At 67.6% G+C, this 18,031-nt stretch carries 16 protein-coding genes and 1 pseudogene; 8 read left to right on the forward strand and 9 right to left on the reverse strand.

Features of this window, described 5'->3' with window-relative positions:
* Positions 1–7: 7 nt before the first annotated feature.
* Entirely contained in the window at positions 8–151 is a 144-nt protein-coding gene (locus tag ABZ348_RS23535; RefSeq protein WP_358936080.1) for a hypothetical protein, read from the reverse strand.
* A 186-nt stretch (positions 152–337) separates the two neighbouring features.
* Here ABZ348_RS23535 and ABZ348_RS23540 point away from each other — a divergent pair, with 186 nt between their 5' ends.
* The 3 genes from ABZ348_RS23540 to ABZ348_RS23550 all read left to right on the forward strand — a co-directional run bounded on the left by ABZ348_RS23540 (position 338) and on the right by ABZ348_RS23550 (position 3,163).
* Positions 338–901, forward strand: coding sequence for a hypothetical protein (locus ABZ348_RS23540; protein WP_358936081.1), 564 nt, complete (start codon positions 338–340; stop codon positions 899–901).
* Between the two features lie 597 nt (positions 902–1,498).
* Entirely contained in the window at positions 1,499–2,089 is a 591-nt protein-coding gene (locus ABZ348_RS23545; RefSeq protein WP_358936082.1) for a lytic polysaccharide monooxygenase auxiliary activity family 9 protein, read from the forward strand.
* 312 nt (positions 2,090–2,401) lie between these two features.
* Positions 2,402–3,163: an SDR family oxidoreductase gene (locus ABZ348_RS23550; protein ID WP_358936083.1), complete on the forward strand. Its 762-nt coding sequence runs from the start codon at positions 2,402–2,404 to the stop codon at positions 3,161–3,163.
* A gap of 44 nt (positions 3,164–3,207) precedes the next feature.
* Here ABZ348_RS23550 and ABZ348_RS23555 read toward each other — a convergent pair whose 3' ends face one another.
* Both ABZ348_RS23555 and ABZ348_RS23560 read right to left on the reverse strand, forming a co-directional pair.
* The gene (locus ABZ348_RS23555; protein WP_358936085.1) at positions 3,208–3,894 is read right to left on the reverse strand and encodes a ribonuclease H; all 687 of its coding nucleotides are present in this window, start codon (positions 3,892–3,894) and stop codon (positions 3,208–3,210) included.
* Positions 3,895–4,113: 219 nt separating this feature from the next.
* Entirely contained in the window at positions 4,114–5,466 is a 1,353-nt protein-coding gene (locus ABZ348_RS23560; RefSeq protein WP_358936087.1) for a M64 family metallopeptidase, read from the reverse strand.
* Positions 5,467–5,604: 138 nt separating this feature from the next.
* Between ABZ348_RS23560 and ABZ348_RS23565 the strand changes: the two genes are divergently transcribed.
* Both ABZ348_RS23565 and gdhA read left to right on the forward strand, forming a co-directional pair.
* Complete coding sequence (locus ABZ348_RS23565; RefSeq protein ID WP_358936089.1) at positions 5,605–6,945, forward strand: helix-turn-helix transcriptional regulator; 1,341 nt, start codon at positions 5,605–5,607, stop codon at positions 6,943–6,945.
* Positions 6,946–7,220: 275 nt separating this feature from the next.
* Positions 7,221–8,606, forward strand: coding sequence for an NADP-specific glutamate dehydrogenase (gdhA, locus tag ABZ348_RS23570; protein WP_358936090.1), 1,386 nt, complete (start codon positions 7,221–7,223; stop codon positions 8,604–8,606).
* 146 nt (positions 8,607–8,752) lie between these two features.
* On the opposite strand, the gene ABZ348_RS23575 is transcribed toward gdhA, so the two are convergent.
* The 4 genes from ABZ348_RS23575 to speB are packed head-to-tail and all read right to left on the reverse strand — an operon-like array spanning position 8,753 to position 13,012.
* Positions 8,753–9,721: a carbon-nitrogen hydrolase family protein gene (locus tag ABZ348_RS23575; protein ID WP_358936092.1), complete on the reverse strand. Its 969-nt coding sequence runs from the start codon at positions 9,719–9,721 to the stop codon at positions 8,753–8,755.
* Entirely contained in the window at positions 9,718–10,575 is an 858-nt protein-coding gene (locus tag ABZ348_RS23580) for a nitrilase family protein (RefSeq protein ID WP_358936094.1), read from the reverse strand. The genes ABZ348_RS23575 and ABZ348_RS23580 overlap by 4 nt, the downstream gene beginning before the upstream one ends.
* A complete protein-coding gene (locus ABZ348_RS23585; RefSeq protein ID WP_358936096.1) occupies positions 10,572–12,020 on the reverse strand; it encodes a cytosine permease in 1,449 nt (482 codons plus the stop codon). The genes ABZ348_RS23580 and ABZ348_RS23585 overlap by 4 nt, the downstream gene beginning before the upstream one ends.
* Positions 12,021–12,046: 26 nt before the next feature.
* Positions 12,047–13,012, reverse strand: coding sequence for an agmatinase (gene speB / locus ABZ348_RS23590; RefSeq protein WP_358936098.1), 966 nt, complete (start codon positions 13,010–13,012; stop codon positions 12,047–12,049).
* 143 nt (positions 13,013–13,155) lie between these two features.
* On the opposite strand from speB, the gene ABZ348_RS23595 reads away from it, so the two are divergent.
* Positions 13,156–13,740, forward strand: a complete 585-nt coding sequence (locus tag ABZ348_RS23595; RefSeq protein WP_358936100.1) for a helix-turn-helix domain-containing protein — start codon at positions 13,156–13,158, stop codon at positions 13,738–13,740.
* A 112-nt stretch (positions 13,741–13,852) separates the two neighbouring features.
* Here ABZ348_RS23595 and ABZ348_RS23600 read toward each other — a convergent pair whose 3' ends face one another.
* Positions 13,853–14,782: a class I SAM-dependent methyltransferase gene (locus tag ABZ348_RS23600; RefSeq protein WP_358936102.1), complete on the reverse strand. Its 930-nt coding sequence runs from the start codon at positions 14,780–14,782 to the stop codon at positions 13,853–13,855.
* A gap of 235 nt (positions 14,783–15,017) precedes the next feature.
* On the opposite strand from ABZ348_RS23600, the pseudogene ABZ348_RS23605 reads away from it, so the two are divergent.
* Positions 15,018–15,306: pseudogene (locus ABZ348_RS23605) on the forward strand (sigma factor-like helix-turn-helix DNA-binding protein); the annotation flags it as partial.
* A gap of 103 nt (positions 15,307–15,409) precedes the next feature.
* On the opposite strand, the gene ABZ348_RS23610 reads toward ABZ348_RS23605, so the two are convergent.
* Positions 15,410–16,261: an SAM-dependent methyltransferase gene (locus ABZ348_RS23610; RefSeq protein WP_358936104.1), complete on the reverse strand. Its 852-nt coding sequence runs from the start codon at positions 16,259–16,261 to the stop codon at positions 15,410–15,412.
* A gap of 916 nt (positions 16,262–17,177) precedes the next feature.
* On the opposite strand from ABZ348_RS23610, the gene ABZ348_RS23615 reads away from it, so the two are divergent.
* Positions 17,178–17,978, forward strand: a complete 801-nt coding sequence (locus ABZ348_RS23615; RefSeq protein WP_358936106.1) for an SAM-dependent methyltransferase — start codon at positions 17,178–17,180, stop codon at positions 17,976–17,978.
* Positions 17,979–18,031: the final 53 nt, after the last annotated feature.

Genomic DNA, 18,031 nt, shown 5'->3' on the forward strand with positions numbered 1-18,031 from the left:
CACCTTGTCATGCGTCCGGTGTGACCACGCCCTTGATGACTTCCACCTTCTTGTCACCCGCAGACTTCGCCCATGCCGGTGAGCCCAACCCCAGGACGGCGACGGCCGCCACGAGGACGGCGGACAGTACGGTGGTCACTCGCCTGTTCATCGTTTCCCCCTTCTTCCGGTGCATCTCCCTGAACCTCAGCAGGCTCTCACCGCGCACACCCCGCCACAAGCCCCAGGATCTCGGGACGGAACACGACATCGTGTGGCACTCCCGGGGCATGGTTTGTCCAAGAGCCATCGAAACCAGCGGGCCACGATGCCCGTTGGACAGGAAAGGAGGCTTTCCGTGTTGGGGCTCTTGGGCTTCTACGACGAACTCGCCGAGGGCGGCCACCAGCCGAACGGGCCACTGTCGGACGCCGTCAGTGCCCTGGGCACGGGGGACGAGAGCGCAGTGGTCGCCTATCTGGACGCCGGGCACTGCGTACTCGATGTCACCGAGGGCGTCGTCGATGTGCTGACCGGGATCGCGCACCGTCATTCCGGCGGTGGATCATCACACTGCACCGATGGCGCATGGTTGTGGCGCAAGGACTTTTCACACTATCTGGAATCCCACCACGTGCTACTTCCCCTGCCCTTCCTCCACCGTGTCCGCGGACTCTCCTACCGGATGCAACCCTTGGTGTGCGCCGATTTCGGTCCGCGCTACGACAGCGTTGCAGCCCGGATCGGCTGGCCCGTCGCACCCGCTTGGCGCTCTCGTACGGCGGTCCTGGAGCCCCCGGCGGATCGGGCCATGAGCAAGGCGGAGTACGACGAGGTGATGCGGGAGAGGACCCGTCAAAGGCCGTCCGGCCGCTGGGCAACCCCTCGCAAACCACGCGGGCGGCGCTCGAACTCCGGTTGAGCAGCCCGCAGCGCGGACCCGAGACACCTCCCTCCCCGAGCGCGACCGGGCGCGACCGGGCGCGGTGAGCCAGGGAGGTCCAGCGTCTCCGGTGGTCGCCTTCGGCCCGGGGTCCGCGTCGCCCTTCTCCTGCCTGCGACTGTCGCGAATGGCTGAGTTCGGCTACGGAGTCCGGCTGTCGACAAGGTGCCGCAGCGTACGTGGATTTGTCTTCCGAAGCGTCGGCACGCTCGCACAGAAGGCGACCGATGAACCCCCATGAAGCCTCATAGGGAACACCCGTCTCGGCTTTCACCTAGGCTCTTTGCACTGACTCAGGCTGATTCGCCCCCGGTACATGCGGGCAGTTCCGCCCTTTGGAGTACCTCGCGCCCATCGAACTGGAATCATTGATTCTGGATCGCGGAGCGCCCCTCTCACCCCCGCCTGCAAGCGTCTCCGAGCGATGCATCACCCCTGAGACTTGTGGTGGACACGCCCAACAGGCGTGGATAGTCTCGAACTTGGTCTAGACCTGAGAAGGGCTAGCCCCCACTGCGTGAGCTCGTCTGCCCCACCAGACTCGCAGCACCCCCACACCTCCACCAGGAGCGAAGTATGCGCAGAAAGATCACCTCGTCACTGCTCGGCATCGGCATGGTCGGTGCCTCACTCCTCGCCGCATCCGGCAGTGCGCAGGGCCACGGCGCCCCCGACTCGCCCATCAGCCGCCAGCAGCTCTGCTACGACGGAGTCGTGCAGGACTGCGGTCAGATCGAGTGGGAGCCGTGGAGCGTCGAGGGCCCCAAGGGCTTCCCGGCCCGCGGAGCTGCCGACGGCAGCATCTGCTCGGGTGACAACGGCCGCTTCTCCGAGCTCGACGACCCGCGCGGCGGAGCCTGGCCCACCACCTCGTTGAGCAGTGGTCAGAGCCTCACGTTCAAGTGGAACATCAGGGCTCGCCACGCCACGACCAACTTCAGCTACTACATCACCAAGAACGGCTTCAACCCGAACAAGAAGCTGACCCGGGCGGACCTGGAGCCCCAGCCGTTCCTGACCGTGCCCTTCGGCGGTCGTCAGCCCGGCGCGGTGGTCACCCACACCGGCACGCTGCCGCAGAAGACCGGCAGGCACCTGATCCTCGGTGTGTGGACCATCGCGGACACCGCCAACGCCTTCTACTCCTGCTCCGACGTGAAGTTCTAAGGAACCGTCGAACACCGGGGGCGGACAGCCAGCAGTTGGGCGGGTCCGGACGCGCCGCACGCGCGGCCGGACCCGTGCGCCCCCACCGTACGAACACTGTCGCAGGGACATTTCCGTCGACCCCACGGTTCGCCTCCGACCGTCCCGTCCCATCGATCCGCGATCAACACGCGTCGGCGTCATGACATAACGCCCCCCCGCACCCACCTCATGTGCGGTGAGTCGCCACCACTGCGGCATCATCCATTCCGCAAGGTGCATGTGTCGGGCTCCGGACTGCACGGCCGGATCGAACGGAAAGTGGTCCCCACCATGAACGTAAGCCCAGGGGCGACCCCGAGTCCTGTCGTGATCGTCACGGGTGGCAGTCGGGGCATCGGACGCAGCATCGTGGAACGGCTCGGTGCCGATGGACTCGCCGTCGCCTTCACACACTCCGCCTCGGATGACGAGGCCCAGTCTTTCGAACGCGAGTTGACGGCCGTCGGTCGTTCCGCAGTCGCGGTGAAGGCCGACGTCACCGATGACGACGCGCCCGTACGGATCTTCGACGCGGCCGAACGGTTGGGGTCGGTGGTCGGATTGGTGAACAACGCCGGGATCACCGGACGTCTCGGTCCCCTCGTGGATCTCACCGACGTCGACCTGCGCCGGATCGTCGATGTCAACCTGATCGGGCCCGTACGGCTCTGTCGCGAGGCCGCCAGGCGGTGGTCCGGACGCACCGGGAGCGCGTCCATCGTCAATGTCTCGTCGATCGCCGCCCGTCTCGGCTCTCCGGGCGAGTACGTCAGCTACGCGGCGAGCAAGGCCGCCCTAGAAACGTTGAGCGTGGGCCTCGCCAAAGAACTCGCCGGCGAGAACATCCGCGTCAACGTGGTCGCCCCCGGGATCATCGACACCACCATCCACGCCCGCGCCGGGGAGCCCGGGCGGCCCGAACGTCTGTCGTCGACCATTCCGATGGGCCGCCCCGGCCGTCCGGAGGAAGTCGCCGAAGCGGTGGCCTGGCTGCTCTCGGAAGGTGCCTCCTACGTGACGGGCACGGTGCTGGAGGTGTCAGGCGGTCGGTAGCAGCAACGGTACGGCCTCCATAGCCGGCGACGAGCCCGTACCGCCTATCCGGAGGCGGCACAGGCGGGATGGCCCCAACCTTCCGGGTTCTTGCTGATGCTCTCGCCCTTCGCATAGGGCTGACCACAGCGGCAGCGGCCGGCGAACCTGGCCTTCAACGACGCACCGGAGCGAGCCGGGCGCGACCGCGCCGGGCGGGGCACACCGCCGTCAGGAGCCCCCGCACGAGGTGCGGACGCGGATTCGGGTGGCGGCAGCGGAGATCCGAGTGCGGATCCGATCGGCTCCTGAGTGCGGGCGCAGTGGCTGGCAGCGCGGTCGGCGGCTGCGTTCAGGGGGTCGCCGTCGACCTGGTGGGCGGGCGTGAAGACGAAGTCGACCTCGCGCCCGGCCAACAGCGCGTCGATCTCGACGACCAGTTCCTGATTGGCCACCGGCTTCCCTGACGAAGTGCGCCAGTTGTTGCGGCGCCAGCCCGGCAGCCAGGTGGTAACCGCCTTCATCGCGTACTGCGAGTCCATGCGCACCTGGAGTGCCACCGTGGGTTCGGTCGCCCGGAGCAGTTCCCGCAGTGCGGTCAACTCCGCCACGTTGTTGGTGGCCTTCCCCAACGGCCCCGCCTGCCAGCGGTGCACTGCGTGCGCTGTCTCGTCGGCGATCACCCATGCCCAGGCGGCGGGGCCGGGGTTGCCCTTCGACGCACCGTCGCACGCCGCGATCAACTCAGTCATCCCCTGATACTGCCATCATCCGAGCGTGTTTCCGCACTTCGGCATCGGCGTCCGCGCGGGGGTCGAACCGTGGGCGCCGAACGTCGTGGCCGGTGCCGCTCGACGACCGGATGCGCGGCCTCCCGGGCACTCGGGCGGGTCGGCTGGTTCGAGCGTCCCACAGCAAGGCCGTCGGCCGGTGGCGGTGCTGCCACCGGCCGACGAGTTGGTGGGCGGAGGTCATAGACGGACCTTCCATGTGATCGCGGACTTCATGGTCGCCGCGATCTCGGGGTCGCGGACCGCAGGGGTGCGGTCGTCGACGGTGACCGTCAGCTTGTGGGTACGCAAGTCGAGCAGGCGCAGGGCCACGTCGGAGACCCGTACCTGGGTGCGGCCCGCGAGGCGCTTGAGTTCCTTGCCGTCGAGGAACCAGCGGATCTTCAACTGGCGTCCGTCCGCTCCTGTGAGCGCGGGGACCGTCGTCTTGACGGTGTGCCGCAAGCGCAGGGTGCGGTCCGTCGGGGTCACGGCGGTGAGCGGCTTCGCATGGCGGTAGAAGCCGGCGATCATGGCTTCGACACCGGGCAGGTTGAACGGCTTGCCGACCGAGCGCATCAGGGAGTTGTCCGTGGGCCGGTACAGGCCCTGGACGAAGTAGCCGCCGCCTTCGAAGGCGCCGATCGTCCCGCCGTCCGGTGACGGCTCGCCGAGCCAACGGTGCCACTTGGTGCGCTGGGCTGCGATGTCCGCGGCCGTGAGCGTGGAGATGTTGGAGTCGGCGGGCTCGGGTCCTGTGTAGCGCTCGTAGCCCGGGTAACCGGGGTAGAAGTACTCGTCGGCGAGCTTGCCAAGCGAGTGCCCGGTCTCGTGGATGGCCACCTGGCCGGACTTGTCGTTGCCGGCCGATGCGGTGGAGATGCCTTCGTATCCGAGGGTTGCGCTGGGCACGTTGTAGCCGGCGCCGCCGTATTTGGTGCTGTTGGCGAGGACGATCACCAGATCGGCCTCGGGGGCCTTGGCGACGTACCGGTCGACCTTCTCCTGGTCGATGCAGAGCAGCCGCTCGATGTCGCCGCACCAGAAGTACGAGCCGAGTGCGGTGTCTCGGACCGTGCCCCGGTCGGGGTCACCGGTGACCCCGGACTGGTTGGACACGGCGTCCACCGTCCAGATGTTGAAGAGGTTCCGGTACGTCGTGTACGGCTCCACGGCTGCCGTCTCGGCCCAGATCTCCTTGGCGTCGGTGTGGAACTGGGGCAGTTCCGCGGCCGTGTAGCCGTCGCCGACGATGACGATGTCCAGGCGGTCGGCCGTGGAACCGTTGTCCATCAGCTTGCTGATCTGCCCGTCCTCCGCCTTCTCGGCAGCGGAGAGACGTGCTTGCGGTCGGTTCTGGCCACTTTGGGGGACGAGAGTGTGGCCGGAGCCAGCTGCCGTGCCGTGCTCCGGACCGGGTATCTCCACCTCGACGGTGGCCGGGGCCGGCGGAGTCGGAGCGGCAGTCGCCGCACCGGGTACGGCGGCCAGTACGGCGGTGACCGCGGTGACCACTCCGGCCGCGGTCATGGCTCTGCGCAGAGCTGAGCGCATCGGTTCCTCTCCCCAAGAAGAAGTTAAGTAGCGTGTTAACTCAAATGAACTGGATGCTTAAGTTAGGGCGGTGGGTGGGACATGCGCAATGGTCTGCCAGCCCTGAATACTGGGCAGTCACGCTACGAGGGGGTCCCCATGGACGAACCGGCCGAGATCGGTCGCCGCGTACAGCGACTGCGCAAGGAACTGGGTCTGACACAGCGACAACTGGCCCACCCCTCCTACACACCCGCGTACGTCTCCACCCTGGAGTCCGGCAAGGTCCGACCGTCGGAGACCGCCCTGAGGTTCTTCGCCGAACGACTCGGGACGTCATTCGAGGAACTGTCCACCGGGCGCCCCGCGCGGCTGGCCACGGAGTTGCGCCTCGCCCTGACGGACGCACAGCAGCAACTCGCCACCGGCGCCGCCGACGAGGCCGCCGTCCGCTACCGCCGACTCCTGACGGACGCCGAGCACCTCGCCCTCGTACCCGAACAGGCCGAAGCCCTGCTCGGGCTCGGTGACTGCGGGCTGGAGACCGGTGAGCTGGAGGCCGCCCGGCTTCACTTCGAGGAAGCGGAACGGCTGCTGGGGGATCAATCGCTGCCGCGCAGATGCCGGGCGATCCGTGGCCGGGCCGTGGCGCATTTACTGGCCGGTGAACTGCGGTACGCCTGTTACCTGCTGGAATCCACCATCGATGAGCTCAGTGCGAGCGGTCTGGCCGACCCCGAGGCGCTCGTACTGCTCTACACCGCCGTCATCGGGCCCTACATCGACATGGGCGCCCATGCCCGTGCCGCCCACGCGGCCGAACTCGCCCTGGCGCTGACGCCTCACGTCAACGACCCGGCGCTCGTGGCGGGCATGTACCGACAGGTCGCCCGCACCTTCCTCGCCGAAGGGCGCACCGCCGACGCCGATGCTTCGCTGGCCAAGGCTCAGGCGATCTACCGCCAACTGAGACTGCACACCGATCTGGCGCACTGCCACTGGATGCGCGGCTACGTCCACGCCCAGAACGGTGAACTCGACCCGGCCGAGCATGAGTTGCGCATCGCGAGGGACATGCTCACCGAGAAGCGCGCCACGCTCTACACCGCCCAAGTGGAGGTGGAGCTGGCCGATGTCCTGCGCCGTTTGGGCCGGTACGACGAAGCGGCCGAGCTGGTGGCGACGCTGCTGGAACTCGGCGACCGGCACGGGGCGGTCCATGCGGGCGGGGCCCGCCGCCTGCTGGGGTTGATCGCCGAGGAGCGCGGGGACATCGAGGAGGCCGAGGAGCACTACGTCGTGGCGCTGGCGCTGTTGGAGCGCAGCGGTGCCACCGGTGATCTCGCCGATCTCTGCCGGCTGCTCGGCGACCTCCTACGCCGCAGCGGACGCGTCGAAGCGGCCCTGGACGTGTATCGCACGGGGCTCGGTCATCGCGCGGCACCCGGCACCACCACTCTGGGACCGCCACCGGCCGCCCCGCCCTATCGCAACCTCTGACCGCGGCGACCCCGCCGGTCCGGGCACCCTTCGTCCGGGTCCGGCGGCTCTCCCCCGTGGTCGACCTCTCCGTTCGCCATCGCACAAACTCCGTCCATCCGCTGCAATCGCGACATCTGCGCGTATCGTTTCAACGCACATCCTTTCTCTGGAGAGCCGCTCCTGTGCCGTCGGCCCCGGTCCACCGGGCGGACGGGCGGTCCCGGTCAACGACGACCGGTCGAGCCACACAGCCGCGGCTCTCCTCACTGACGTGCCGAGGAGTCCGATAGCCGATGGCGCAATCCCCCCTTTCCCCCGCCGGATCGTCGAGCGAAGCACAGACCCGTGCACTCGAACCCCTGTATGCGCAGGTACTCAGCCGCAACCCCGGAGAAGCCGAATTCCACCAGACCGTGCGGGAGGTCCTGGACAGTTTGGGGCCGGTTTTCACCCAACGCCCGGAGTTCGCCGATGCAAAGATCATTGAGCGGATCTGCGAGCCGGAGCGGCAGCTGATCTTCCGGGTGCCGTGGGTGGACGACTCCGGCGAGGTACAGGTCAACCGGGGCTTTCGAATCGAGTTCAACAGCGCTCTGGGCCCCTTCAAGGGCGGTCTGCGGTTCCACCCTTCGGTGAACCTCGGAATCGTCAAGTTCCTGGGCTTCGAGCAGATCTTCAAGAACGCGCTGACCGGAATGCCCCTCGGCGGCGGCAAGGGCGGCAGCGACTTCGACCCCAAGAACCGCTCGGACGCCGAGATCATGCGGTTCTGTCAGTCGTTGATGACCGAGCTCCATCGCCATCTCGGCGAGTACACCGATGTGCCGGCGGGTGACATCGGGGTGGGCCAGCGTGAGATCGGCTATCTGTTCGGACAGTACAAGCGGATCACCAACCGCTACGAGTCGGGCGTCCTCACCGGCAAGGGCACAGGCTGGGGAGGGGCGCAGGCCCGCACCGAAGCCACGGGATACGGCTGTGTCCTCTTCACCCAGCAGATGTTGCAGACGTTCGGAGAGGACTTCGACGGGCAGCGGGTCACGGTGTCCGGTTCGGGCAACGTCGCCGTCTACGCGATCGAGAAGGCCCAGCAGCTGGGTGCCACCGTGGTCACGTGCTCGGACTCCGACGGGTTCGTGGTGGACGAGAAGGGCATCGACCTCGACCTGCTCAAGCAGATCAAGAACGTGGAGCGGGGCCGGGTGGCGGACTACGCGGAGCGGCGCGGCACCAGCGCCCGCTTCATCGCGGGTGCCGGGGTGTGGCAGGTTCCGTGCGACGTCGCCCTGCCGTGCGCGACCCAGAACGAGCTGTACGAGACCGATGCGCTGGCCCTGGTTCGCAACGGTGTCAAGGCCGTCGCGGAGGGCGCGAACATGCCCACCACGCCCGAGGGCGTGCGGGTGCTCCAGCAGGCAGGCATCGCCTTCGGTCCCGGCAAGGCGGCCAACGCTGGCGGGGTGGCGACCAGTGCGCTGGAGATGCAGCAGAACGCGTCCCGGGACTCGTGGTCGTTCGAGCACACGGAGGAACGGCTCGCGGAGATCATGCGGCACATCCACGACGGGTGCCACGAAACGGCCGAGCGGTACGGGCAGCCCGGCAACTACGTCACCGGGGCGAACATCGCCGGCTTCGAACGGGTCGCGGAGGCTATGTTGGCGCAGGGCGTGATCTGACCCGGGCGGAGCGAACGGCATCGGACCGGAGCGTCCGACAGCGTTCGCCGCCGGGCTGGCTGTCCGAGCCCGACGTCATGGGGGTGGGGCCCGTCCCGGTCGGGACAGGACCCACCTCCTTCCGTGCGGAGCCGGCCGCCGGGGCGTCAGTCGGTGAAGGTGACTCCGGTGTCGCGCCTACGGCGGTCGATGGAGAGCTGGAACACGTCCGGCCGTGCGTAGTGACCCGCGACGTCGAGATCGAGCGATTCCCGGTACCGGCGGTCGAGCTCGACCGTCGCCGTGATGATGCGTGCCTGGTCGAAGACCGGCTCGACCAGCCAGGAACCATCGGGCGCGGCCACGCTGGAGCCGCCCGTGAAGATCAGTCCGTCGTCCACGGCGTCCGGGCCGACACCCGCACGATAGGCGTCGAGCAGATCCGCCGGCAGGTCGTCCGTCGACAGGATCTGTCCCGCGGAGACGACGAAGCAGCGCCCCTCCAATGCGTACGAGCGGGCTGCGATCGTGTGGCTGTCGGGCATGTCCGGCCAGGCCGCGACGTGGAGCTCCTCGTTCTGTGCGTGCAGCGCCTGCCGTGTCAGCGGGCTGAAGTGCTCCCAGCAGATGAGTCCGCCGACCCGCCCCGCCGGGGTCTCGACGACTTGCAGGCCGGCCCCGTCGCCCGGGGCCCAGACGATGCGTTCGGTGTGGGTCGGTGTGAGCTTGCGGTGCAGGTTGAGGGTGCGGCCGTCCGGGCCGATGGTGATGAGGGAGTTGTAGAGCGAGCCGCTGGTCCGCGCCGGGCGCTCGTTCAGCCCCAGCACCACGGTCACACCGGCATCGCGCGCCGCCGCGCGCACGGGGGCGAGGTCGTCGTCCACTCCCCCGGTGTGGTCGAGCACGGGACTCTGTTCCAGCAGTCGCGCGTGCCAGTGCTGGGCGGTGGTGTCGCGCCAACCCGCCAGGCCGAACACCCAGGCGGGGTAGCAGGTCAACCAGGTCTCGGGGAACACGACGAGTGCCGCACCCGCCTCCGCGGCGGCCGTCACATGGACGGCCGCGCGGCGCAGTGACTCGTCCAGGTCGAGGAGTGCGGGTGGCTGTTGGACGATGGCGATGGTCGTGGTGGTCATGACGGTTCCGATCCGATCTGCTCGTACAGTTCCGGACGCCGGTCGCCGTGCACATCGTTGCGTTCGCTGATGGCCTTGTTCCGGGCCTCGGTCAGCACCACCGACGCCGTGACGATGGCTTCCTCTCCCAGGTGCAGTGGGGTGAGGGGGTAGCCGTCCGGGTCCACGATCACCGTGCCGCCGAGCCAGTGCTGCCCGCGCTCCGGGCCCACGCGGTCCGCGACCGCAACGAACATCCGGTTCACCGCGGCATCGGCCTGGATCCGGACGACCTCACCGGGACGTTCACCTTCCGGACGGGGGTACAGCGGCCAGTTCACCGGTCCGCACAGCAGCTCGGCGCCGGCCAAGGCCACCTTGCGGACCCACTCCGGAAACTCCAGGTCGTAGCAGACCATCAGGCCGATCCGACCGAAGGGCGTGTCGACGACCGGGGGGAGGCCGTCGCCGGGAGTGAAGCCCCAGGTCTTCTCGGCGTTCCACAGGTGTGCCTTGCGGTAGGCCGCGCGGAGCCCGGTCTCGTCGATGAGGACGCCGCTGTTGTAGGCGCGGCCGTCCGCACCCAGTTCGGCGAAGCCACTGACGATCACCAGCCGCAGTTCCCTCGCCAGTGCTTCCCACTCCCGGATGGTGGGACCGTCGATCGGCTCGGCCAGTGAGAGCAGTTCGTCGGCGCTCTCGAAGACATAGCCCGAGTTGGCGAGCTCGGGAAGGACGACGATGTCGGCGCCCTTCCCGGCAGCAGCCCGAACGGCCGTCTCGATGCGCGCCCGGTTGTCAGTCGTCCGACCGACCTCCGGGGCGAGCTGACAGCAGGCGACGGTGACGGTGCTGGGTGCGGATGCCGCGGTCATCGGTGCGTTCCCTCCAGTTCGGCCTCGCTGGCGGCGCGCGCCGCGGTCTCCGCGTCGTGGTCGATGGTGCGCGCCAGGAGGAGGTAGAGCCCGCCGGCGACGACGAGTCCGATGGCGAACGAGAAGTCCGCTCCGCCCAGGGCGTCAGCGACCGGGCCCACGTAGAAGCTGGTCGAGAAGAACGGGATCATCGCCGCGAATCCCACGATGTACGCGACGACGCCTTGCCACGCCCAGTAGCCGTAGATGCCGTTCGGCTTGAGGATCTCCGCAATGGCGTATCCACCCCGGCGTACGAAGTAGAAGTCGACGAGGTTGACCGCGGTCCACGGGACGAGGAAGTACAGCATCAACAGGACGAAGTTGTTGAAGCTTCCGATGTAGTCGTCGGGGATCAGCAGGGCCACGATGAGGGTGGCGATGCCGACGACGGTGAGGCCGATGACCCGCAGGCCTACCGTCGGGCGGACCTTCTTGAACCCGTCGACCGCACTGGTTCCCGTGAGCATGGCGCCGTAGGCGTTGACTCCCATGATGGAGATCAGCGCCAGGACGGAGACCATCACCGCGATCAGTCCGAAGCCGGGGAAGACGAGGTCTCCCACTTCGCGCAGGGCGAGGATCGGGTCGGGGTTCGGGATGTAGCTGGCGAGGATCGAGCCGAGGGACATCAGCCAGACCGCGGAGAAGGTGGCGCCCGCGTACACCGCGGTGATCAGCTTGCCCGCGGGCACCTTCGCCGGCAGGTAGCGGGTGTAGTCGGAGACGTACACCGAGTAGCTGATGTTGTACCCGGCGGCGAGGGAGATCTGCACGAGGAACGCCGTGGTGTCCCATCCCGCGTCGGCGGCGGGGGCGCCCTCGACGAGCGGGTTGGAGGAGTAGTGCACGATGGCGACCACGGTGAGGATCGCGAACACCACGATCAGCGCGTAGGTCAACCAGCGCTGGACGAAGTGGAGCAGATCGTGGCCGACCACCGCGATGACGATGGAGACCGCGATGAGCAGCGGGTACCAGAAGAGTTTGTTGTCGGGGAGCAGCAGCCCGATGCCCTGGGCCGCGAGGACGGTGTCGAAGACGAGGAAGCCGACGTAGACGAACACGGTCGCGGCGAACGGCACGGAGGCACCGCGGCTGCCGAACTGCGCTCGCGACTGGATCATCTGCGGCAGGCCCATCCGCGGGCCCTGGTTGGCGTGGAAGGCCATGAAGAAGGTGCCGAACCCGACGCCAAGGACGATGGCGAGCACGCTGAATCCGACGCTGAGTCCCATGGCGGGTCCGACGAATCCGGCGACCATGGTCGGCAGGACGAAGTTGCCCGTGAACCAGAAGGGGCCCTGGTGCCACACCTTCCCGTGGCGCTCCGAACTGGGTACGTAGTCGATCGAGTGTTGCTCGATCACGCTGTCGCGCTGGGGTGCGATCTCTGGTGAAGACATCGTTGTCCTCCCGGTGAACAGGCCGGCTAGCCGGCGTGGACGGAGCTGGCTGGGGTCATGGCCGAGAGGATCTCGTAGGCGACGTGCGAGGCGGCTACGGCCGTGAGCTGTGCGTGGTCATAGGCCGGGGCGACCTCGACGACATCGGCACCGACGAGGTTGACCGCCCGCAGTGCGCGGATCATGGCGAGCAGTTCGCGACTCGTCATACCGCCGGCCTCGGGGGTTCCCGTGCCGGGCGCATGGGCCGGATCGAGCACGTCGATGTCGATGGAGAGGTAGACCGGACGGTCACCGAGACGGGCGAGCATACGCTCGACGGCTCGGGGAAGCCCTTCGGACTCGATGTCGACGCTGGAGATGACGGCGAAGCCGAGTCGCTCGTCGTCCCGCAGGTCGTCGCGGGAGTACAGCGGTCCGCGGATGCCGACGTGGGTGCTGGCCGTGAGGTCGATGAGCCCTTCCTCCGACGCACGGCGGAACGGGGTGCCATGGGTGACGGGCGCCCCGAAGTAGGTGTCCCAGGTGTCGAGGTGTGCGTCGAAGTGGAGGACGGCGACCGGTCCGTGGCGACGGGCGGCGACGCGCAGCAGCGGAAGCGCGATGGTGTGGTCGCCGCCGAGGGTCAGCAGTCGCTTGCCGTCGGCCGAGAGCTGTTCCGCTGCGGCTTCGATCTGCTGGACGGCCTCCGTCAGGTTGAACGGATTGGCGGAGATGTCGCCGGCGTCGGCGATCTGCTGCTGGGAGAAGGGCTCGACGTCCTGTGCCGGGTTGTACGGGCGCAGGAGTCGGGACGCTTCGCGGATGTGCGCGGGGCCGAACCGGGCTCCGGGGCGATAGCTCACCCCGCTGTCGAAGGGGACTCCGACGACGGCGATGTCCGCCCGTGGCACGTCCTCCAGACGCGGTAGCCGAGCAAACGTGGCAATCCCGGCATAGCGGGGATTGACGCTGGCGTCGGGTGGGCCGATGGGGGATTCGGGAGCGTTCATCGGAGCCTCGGATCTCTACGTACGGGGAGTCACTCATAGACAACAAAGAATGCCTATTAGACAACTCACATTCCGGTAGTGTTGCTCTGGGTTATCACCCTGTCAAGGGTGGTCGACGATCGATCGACCGACGCGAGGACTTCATGAAAGCGCTGCATCCAACGCCGTCCGCGCTCCCGGTCCGCGTCGGCGCGCGACTGCGGGCCTGCCGTCAGGCCCAGGGCCTCACCATTGAGCAGGTCGCGGCTGCAACCAATCTGACCAGGGGTTTCGTCAGCCGGGTCGAAAGAGATGAGACATCACCGAGCGTGGCGACACTGGTCACCCTCTGCCAGGTGCTCTCCTTGCCCGTGGGTTCGCTCTTCGAGGACGCGGAGACCGAAGTGGTCCGTTTGGCGGACGCTCCCCACATCAACATGGGCGGGCGTGGCGTCGTCGACCGCATGATCACACCTCGCGGACAGTCACGGGTGCAGCTACTGCGCTCCGTACTGGAACCCGGGGCGGACGGCGGCGAGGACCTGTACACGATCAACTGCGAGGTCGAGGTGCTCCATGTGATCAGTGGGGAACTCACGGTTTTCTTCACCAGTCGGACGGTCGCCCTGACCTCAGGGGACACGCTCACCTTCTCCGGTCGCGAGCCGCACAACTGGCGCAACACGGGAGCGTCGGTGGCGGAAGTGCTCTGGACGTTCGTACCGGCCGCCTGGAGCGGCTCGCGCTAGCGCGGGGACAGAGGGGTGCGCGCCCCGGCCGGAGCGGACACCGCCGCTGCCTGCCGGGCCACCGCGCGCACGAGGTGCGGCAGCCCGGGCGGCATCCGGATCGATGCCGGCGTCAACCGGCGTGGCGCCACCAGAACGAGCCGGGGTTCTGGTGATCCGTCACCCCCAGGGTGCGCCAGAGCGGCTCCGCGATGCGGCTGAGTTCGGGATCGGTGTGGATGAACGCATTGGGCAGTTGGACGTCGAACCGTTCGGGGGCTGCGGTGAGGAGCGCCGCGAGCAGATACTGCTCGGAGTAGTAGCGCCAACGCCACGACGGCGGATAGTCCCCGGGAAGCATGATGTCGTGGATCTGGACGATGACTCCGGGCGCCAGCCGCGGCAGGACGTCGAAGAAGAACCTCATCACGTCCGATCCCATGTGCAGCCGGTGCGAGCCGTCGAGGAAGAGGACGTCCCCCGCCTCCAGTTCGTCGAAGACCGACAGGTCGACGTCCTGGAGGGGAACGCGCAGGACCCGGTCGCAGAGGTGGTCGATGGCGGCGCGGGGTTGGGGATCGACGGAGGTGACGTGCGTGGCCAACCCCAGGTCCTCGATCGCGCGGCGGGCGAACTTCGTGGAGTTGCCGGACCCGATCTCCAGATAGCGGGCCGGGCGTTCATCGGCCAGGATGCCGTAGAGCGACAAGGCGTCGAGCGGTGGCAACCAGGTGTTGCCCCAGTACGGAACGGCTCCCTTCTCCACTCCGTCGAGGGGTATGCGCGCCAACTGCTCGGAGTGCTTCAGAAAGCCGGTGAGGCGTTCGGCGTACCCTTCGCGCCCGTTCTCCAACAGGGCCCGTACCTCGCTGAGCTCACGGCCCGGCTCCGGAGTGATGACGTGGTCCAGGAAGACCGGTCGGGCCAGCCCGAACGCCCACATCACCAGGCCGAAGGCGAGGGGCTTGCTCTCCAGCCGGTCGAGCGACCGACGGAGGATCGGCATCCGCTCCAACAGACTGGGCGATGGTTCGACGACACCGATGGACGACTTCCTGTGCACAGGCGAAGTTCCTTTCACGGGAAACGGCTGGTGCTGTTCTCGTCGGTAGCAGCCTCCGCCCGACCCGGGCCGGGAGCACCCCGTCCGGGTGGCACCCATATGCCCCGCGACGGAACGGAGTCGGACGCGACGATCCCTTCCCCACCTGATCCATCGGCACGCCTGGGCCGGTTCCGCCTGGCCAGGGGGTGTGCACAGTGGCCGAGAACGCGGGGTATCCACTCCTGGTGCACTCGTGTTACGCGTTGGGGAGACGCTCAGCCCGCTGGAGCGCGCGGTGTTCGTGCTCAAGGAGGTCTTCGACTTCAGCCCTGCCGAAATCCGCCGAGGCGGTGGAACGTTCCGAACCTGCGGTGCGTCAGGCAGCGCACCGGGCCCGCAAGCACGTGCGGGCCCGGCGCCCGCGCTTAGCAGCCGACCGGACCCGCCAGCGCGAGGCCACCGAGCGGTCCTTCGCCGCCACCACCGGCGGTGACATCAACACCCTGATGGAACTGCTGTCCCCGGACGTCACCCTGTGGACCGGGCGTCGTCAGGTGCACCTCACACCGGGCGGCCAGCCTGTCCGGACGACGGTGGACACCGCTTCCCGCTTGCCGCACAAACGGAAAACGCTGCCCGAGAGGGCTATGCCTTGCGCAGCACCCCGCCGTACTCATAGACCCGCTGGGTGGACGAGGTCGCACCCAGGTAAGGAGCGAGGGCCGGGTGTACGGGGGCGAGCGCCGGCTGGTCGGGGTCGGGACGCCAGTCGGCCAGGTTCACCAACCCGGGTTCGACCGGCTCCAGCCCGTCCAGCAGGGCGTCCAACTCACCGGGGGTGCGGGTCTGCCAGGGGATGCCCAGTCCCGAGATGTGGGCGGACATCGCGGCACCGGCCACCGGATCGTCGCAGACCACCTGGGACAGGCAGAGGTAGCTTCCCGGGGCGGCGTTGTCGACGACCGTTCGGAGAACGCTGCGCGGGTCGTCCACATCGGCCAGGTGGTGCACCACGGACAGGAACAGGACGGCGACCGGCTCCTTGAAGTCGATCAGTCGGTTCACTTCGGGATGGCCAAGAATGGTCTGCTGGTTCCGCATGTCGCCGGTGATGACCGTGGTGCTCGCGTCGTCGGCGAGGAGGGCTTGGCCGTGGGCCAGGACGATGGGATCGATGTCCACATAGACGACCTTGGCGTCCGGTTGGAATCTCTGGGCGACCTGATGCACGTTGTTGTCGGTCGGCAGCCCGCAGCCCATGTCGATGAATTGACGAATTCCCTGCTCTTGGGCCAGATAACGGACTGCCCGGTAAAGGAACTCACGGTTCTGGCGAGCGATGTCCACACACTCGGGGAAGTCCGCAAGCGTGGAGAGGAGAAATTTTCGATCTACTTCGTAGTTGTCCTTGCCGCCCAACATCCAACCATAGGCCCGGGCAGAGGTGGGTACATCAAAGGGAATGGAGTTCTTCTCGACCCCTTGGTCATTGGCCACGGCTGCGTGCTCCGCCTTTCTTCCTCATCAGACCAGGGGCTGCCCCCGGGACGACGAGACTACCCTTGAAACCCGCACGAACGGAACGGTCTGAGCGCCCCAACACTCCGTTGGGTGACGGAACTTGACCTTGTGTCATATGCGCTCTCCGTGGCGGTCGGGGCTCTCGCGACCGAGTTGCTCTCGGGGTGTCCAATGGACTGGTATTGTCCTTCGCCTCGATGATCTCAAAGTCGGCACGGAGCCGGTTACCGCTCATGCTTCACCGTTCTAATTCACGGCCGTAGTGCGTCTGCGTTCCGCAGGGCCGGATCGGCTCGTGCATCCTCAACCGTCCCGACGCCCGGCAGAAGTCCGTCACCGGATGCGGGCCCCTCGTCCAGATCGCTGACGAGGCGCCCTGCCATTCCAGCTCCCGGCTTCCCCGGTCCGGACCATTGCAGAATTGAACGGGATTTCCGCGGTGCCCCCGCTCGGCCGTTCGGCATCCCCCGGGCTGGTGGAATCCCTCGTACCCGAGATGGCTGAGCGCCGTAGAGGGGACCGGGGCGGGTGGCCACCCGGTGCTTCCCTACCGTCCCCCGTCGATAGGAGATCCGGCCACGCTTTCGCCAGGGATCCCGCTTGACCGAAGGTCTCGATGTGTAGCCAGCGAGGCCGCCCATCCTTCGGCAAACGCCGTTGAGGCACCAGCGACCGTCCGCCTCCCCGGGTTCCGGTTGTCGCCCGTACCGGTCTCGATCCGTTCCGCCTGCCCCAAGGCCCTTGCCACAGAGCCCTTGAGAACCCTGCGACAGCTCAGATGAGCGCTGTCGTAACGGAGTTGTGTGCCTTTGCCGCTGGCTTATGCAGGAAGTCTGGGGAACCATGGGTCTGCCTCCGTATGTGCTGCGGGGGCTGACACAAGGAGAGTTCGATGAACGCGGAGCAGCAGGCTCAGCCCACGGCAGATCGGATCGACACGAGTACGCCGCATTCGGCGCGGGTGTGGAACTACTGGCTGGGTGGGAAGGACAACTACCCCGTCGACCAGGCCCTGGGCGCACGGATGGAGGAGATGTTCCCGCAGATCATCGATATCGCCCGTGCTTCCCGCGCCTTCCAGGCACGTGCTGTGCGGTACGTTGCCGAAGAGCGCGGCATACGACAGTTCCTGGATCTGGGTACGGGGCTGCCCACCGCCAACTCCACTCACGAAGTGGCCCAGGCGTCCGCACCGGAGTCACGCATCGTCTATGTGGACAACGATCCCATCGTGCTCGCCCATGCCCGTGCCCTGTTGGTCAGCAAGCCCGAGGGCTCGACCAACTACATCCACGCCGATCTCACGGATTCCCAGACCGTGCTGCGCGAGGCGGAGAAGACCCTCGACCTCAAGCAGCCCGTGGCCCTGATGCTCCTGTCGACCCTCGGCCACGTCACGGACGACGAAGCAGCGGCGGCCTTGTTGAACAGCTATCTCGGAGCCTTCCCCTCCGGCAGTTGCCTCATCCTGTGCGACACGATCGAAACGCCGGAGACCAGCGCGGGATCGGACGAGTACGAAAGCGGCGGGGCGCTGCCCTACAAGTCCCGCCAGGCCGATGTGGTGCGCTCCTTCAGTGACGGACTCGACCTCGTGGAGCCGGGCTTCGGCTCGATCAGCCTGTGGCGGCCCGAGGAGCCGCCCACCGGGGAGCCGGTGGAGCAGTGGGGCTTCGTGGCCACCAAGCCGTAGCCGACCCGATCAGGTCAGCCGTCGATCTCGGCGGCACTGAGCACGGCCGAGAC

It is taken from the genome of Streptomyces sp. NPDC005963 (assembly GCF_040638655.1).
Taxonomy (GTDB): domain Bacteria; phylum Actinomycetota; class Actinomycetes; order Streptomycetales; family Streptomycetaceae; genus Streptomyces.

Excerpts from the sequence above, each read along its gene's own strand:
- ABZ348_RS23535 (WP_358936080.1), bottom strand. The coding sequence starts at position 151 with ATGAACAGGCGAGTGACCACCGTACTGTCCGCCGTCCTCGTGGCGGCC.
- ABZ348_RS23545 (WP_358936082.1), top strand. The coding sequence starts at position 1,499 with ATGCGCAGAAAGATCACCTCGTCACTGCTCGGCATCGGCATGGTCGGT.
- ABZ348_RS23550 (WP_358936083.1), top strand. The coding sequence starts at position 2,402 with ATGAACGTAAGCCCAGGGGCGACCCCGAGTCCTGTCGTGATCGTCACG.
- ABZ348_RS23555 (WP_358936085.1), bottom strand. The coding sequence starts at position 3,894 with ATGACTGAGTTGATCGCGGCGTGCGACGGTGCGTCGAAGGGCAACCCC.
- ABZ348_RS23560 (WP_358936087.1), bottom strand. The coding sequence starts at position 5,466 with ATGCGCTCAGCTCTGCGCAGAGCCATGACCGCGGCCGGAGTGGTCACC.
- ABZ348_RS23565 (WP_358936089.1), top strand. The coding sequence starts at position 5,605 with ATGGACGAACCGGCCGAGATCGGTCGCCGCGTACAGCGACTGCGCAAG.
- gdhA (WP_358936090.1), top strand. The coding sequence starts at position 7,221 with ATGGCGCAATCCCCCCTTTCCCCCGCCGGATCGTCGAGCGAAGCACAG.
- ABZ348_RS23575 (WP_358936092.1), bottom strand. The coding sequence starts at position 9,721 with ATGACCACCACGACCATCGCCATCGTCCAACAGCCACCCGCACTCCTC.
- ABZ348_RS23580 (WP_358936094.1), bottom strand. The coding sequence starts at position 10,575 with ATGACCGCGGCATCCGCACCCAGCACCGTCACCGTCGCCTGCTGTCAG.
- ABZ348_RS23585 (WP_358936096.1), bottom strand. The coding sequence starts at position 12,020 with ATGTCTTCACCAGAGATCGCACCCCAGCGCGACAGCGTGATCGAGCAA.
- speB (WP_358936098.1), bottom strand. The coding sequence starts at position 13,012 with ATGAACGCTCCCGAATCCCCCATCGGCCCACCCGACGCCAGCGTCAAT.
- ABZ348_RS23595 (WP_358936100.1), top strand. The coding sequence starts at position 13,156 with ATGAAAGCGCTGCATCCAACGCCGTCCGCGCTCCCGGTCCGCGTCGGC.
- ABZ348_RS23615 (WP_358936106.1), top strand. The coding sequence starts at position 17,178 with ATGAACGCGGAGCAGCAGGCTCAGCCCACGGCAGATCGGATCGACACG.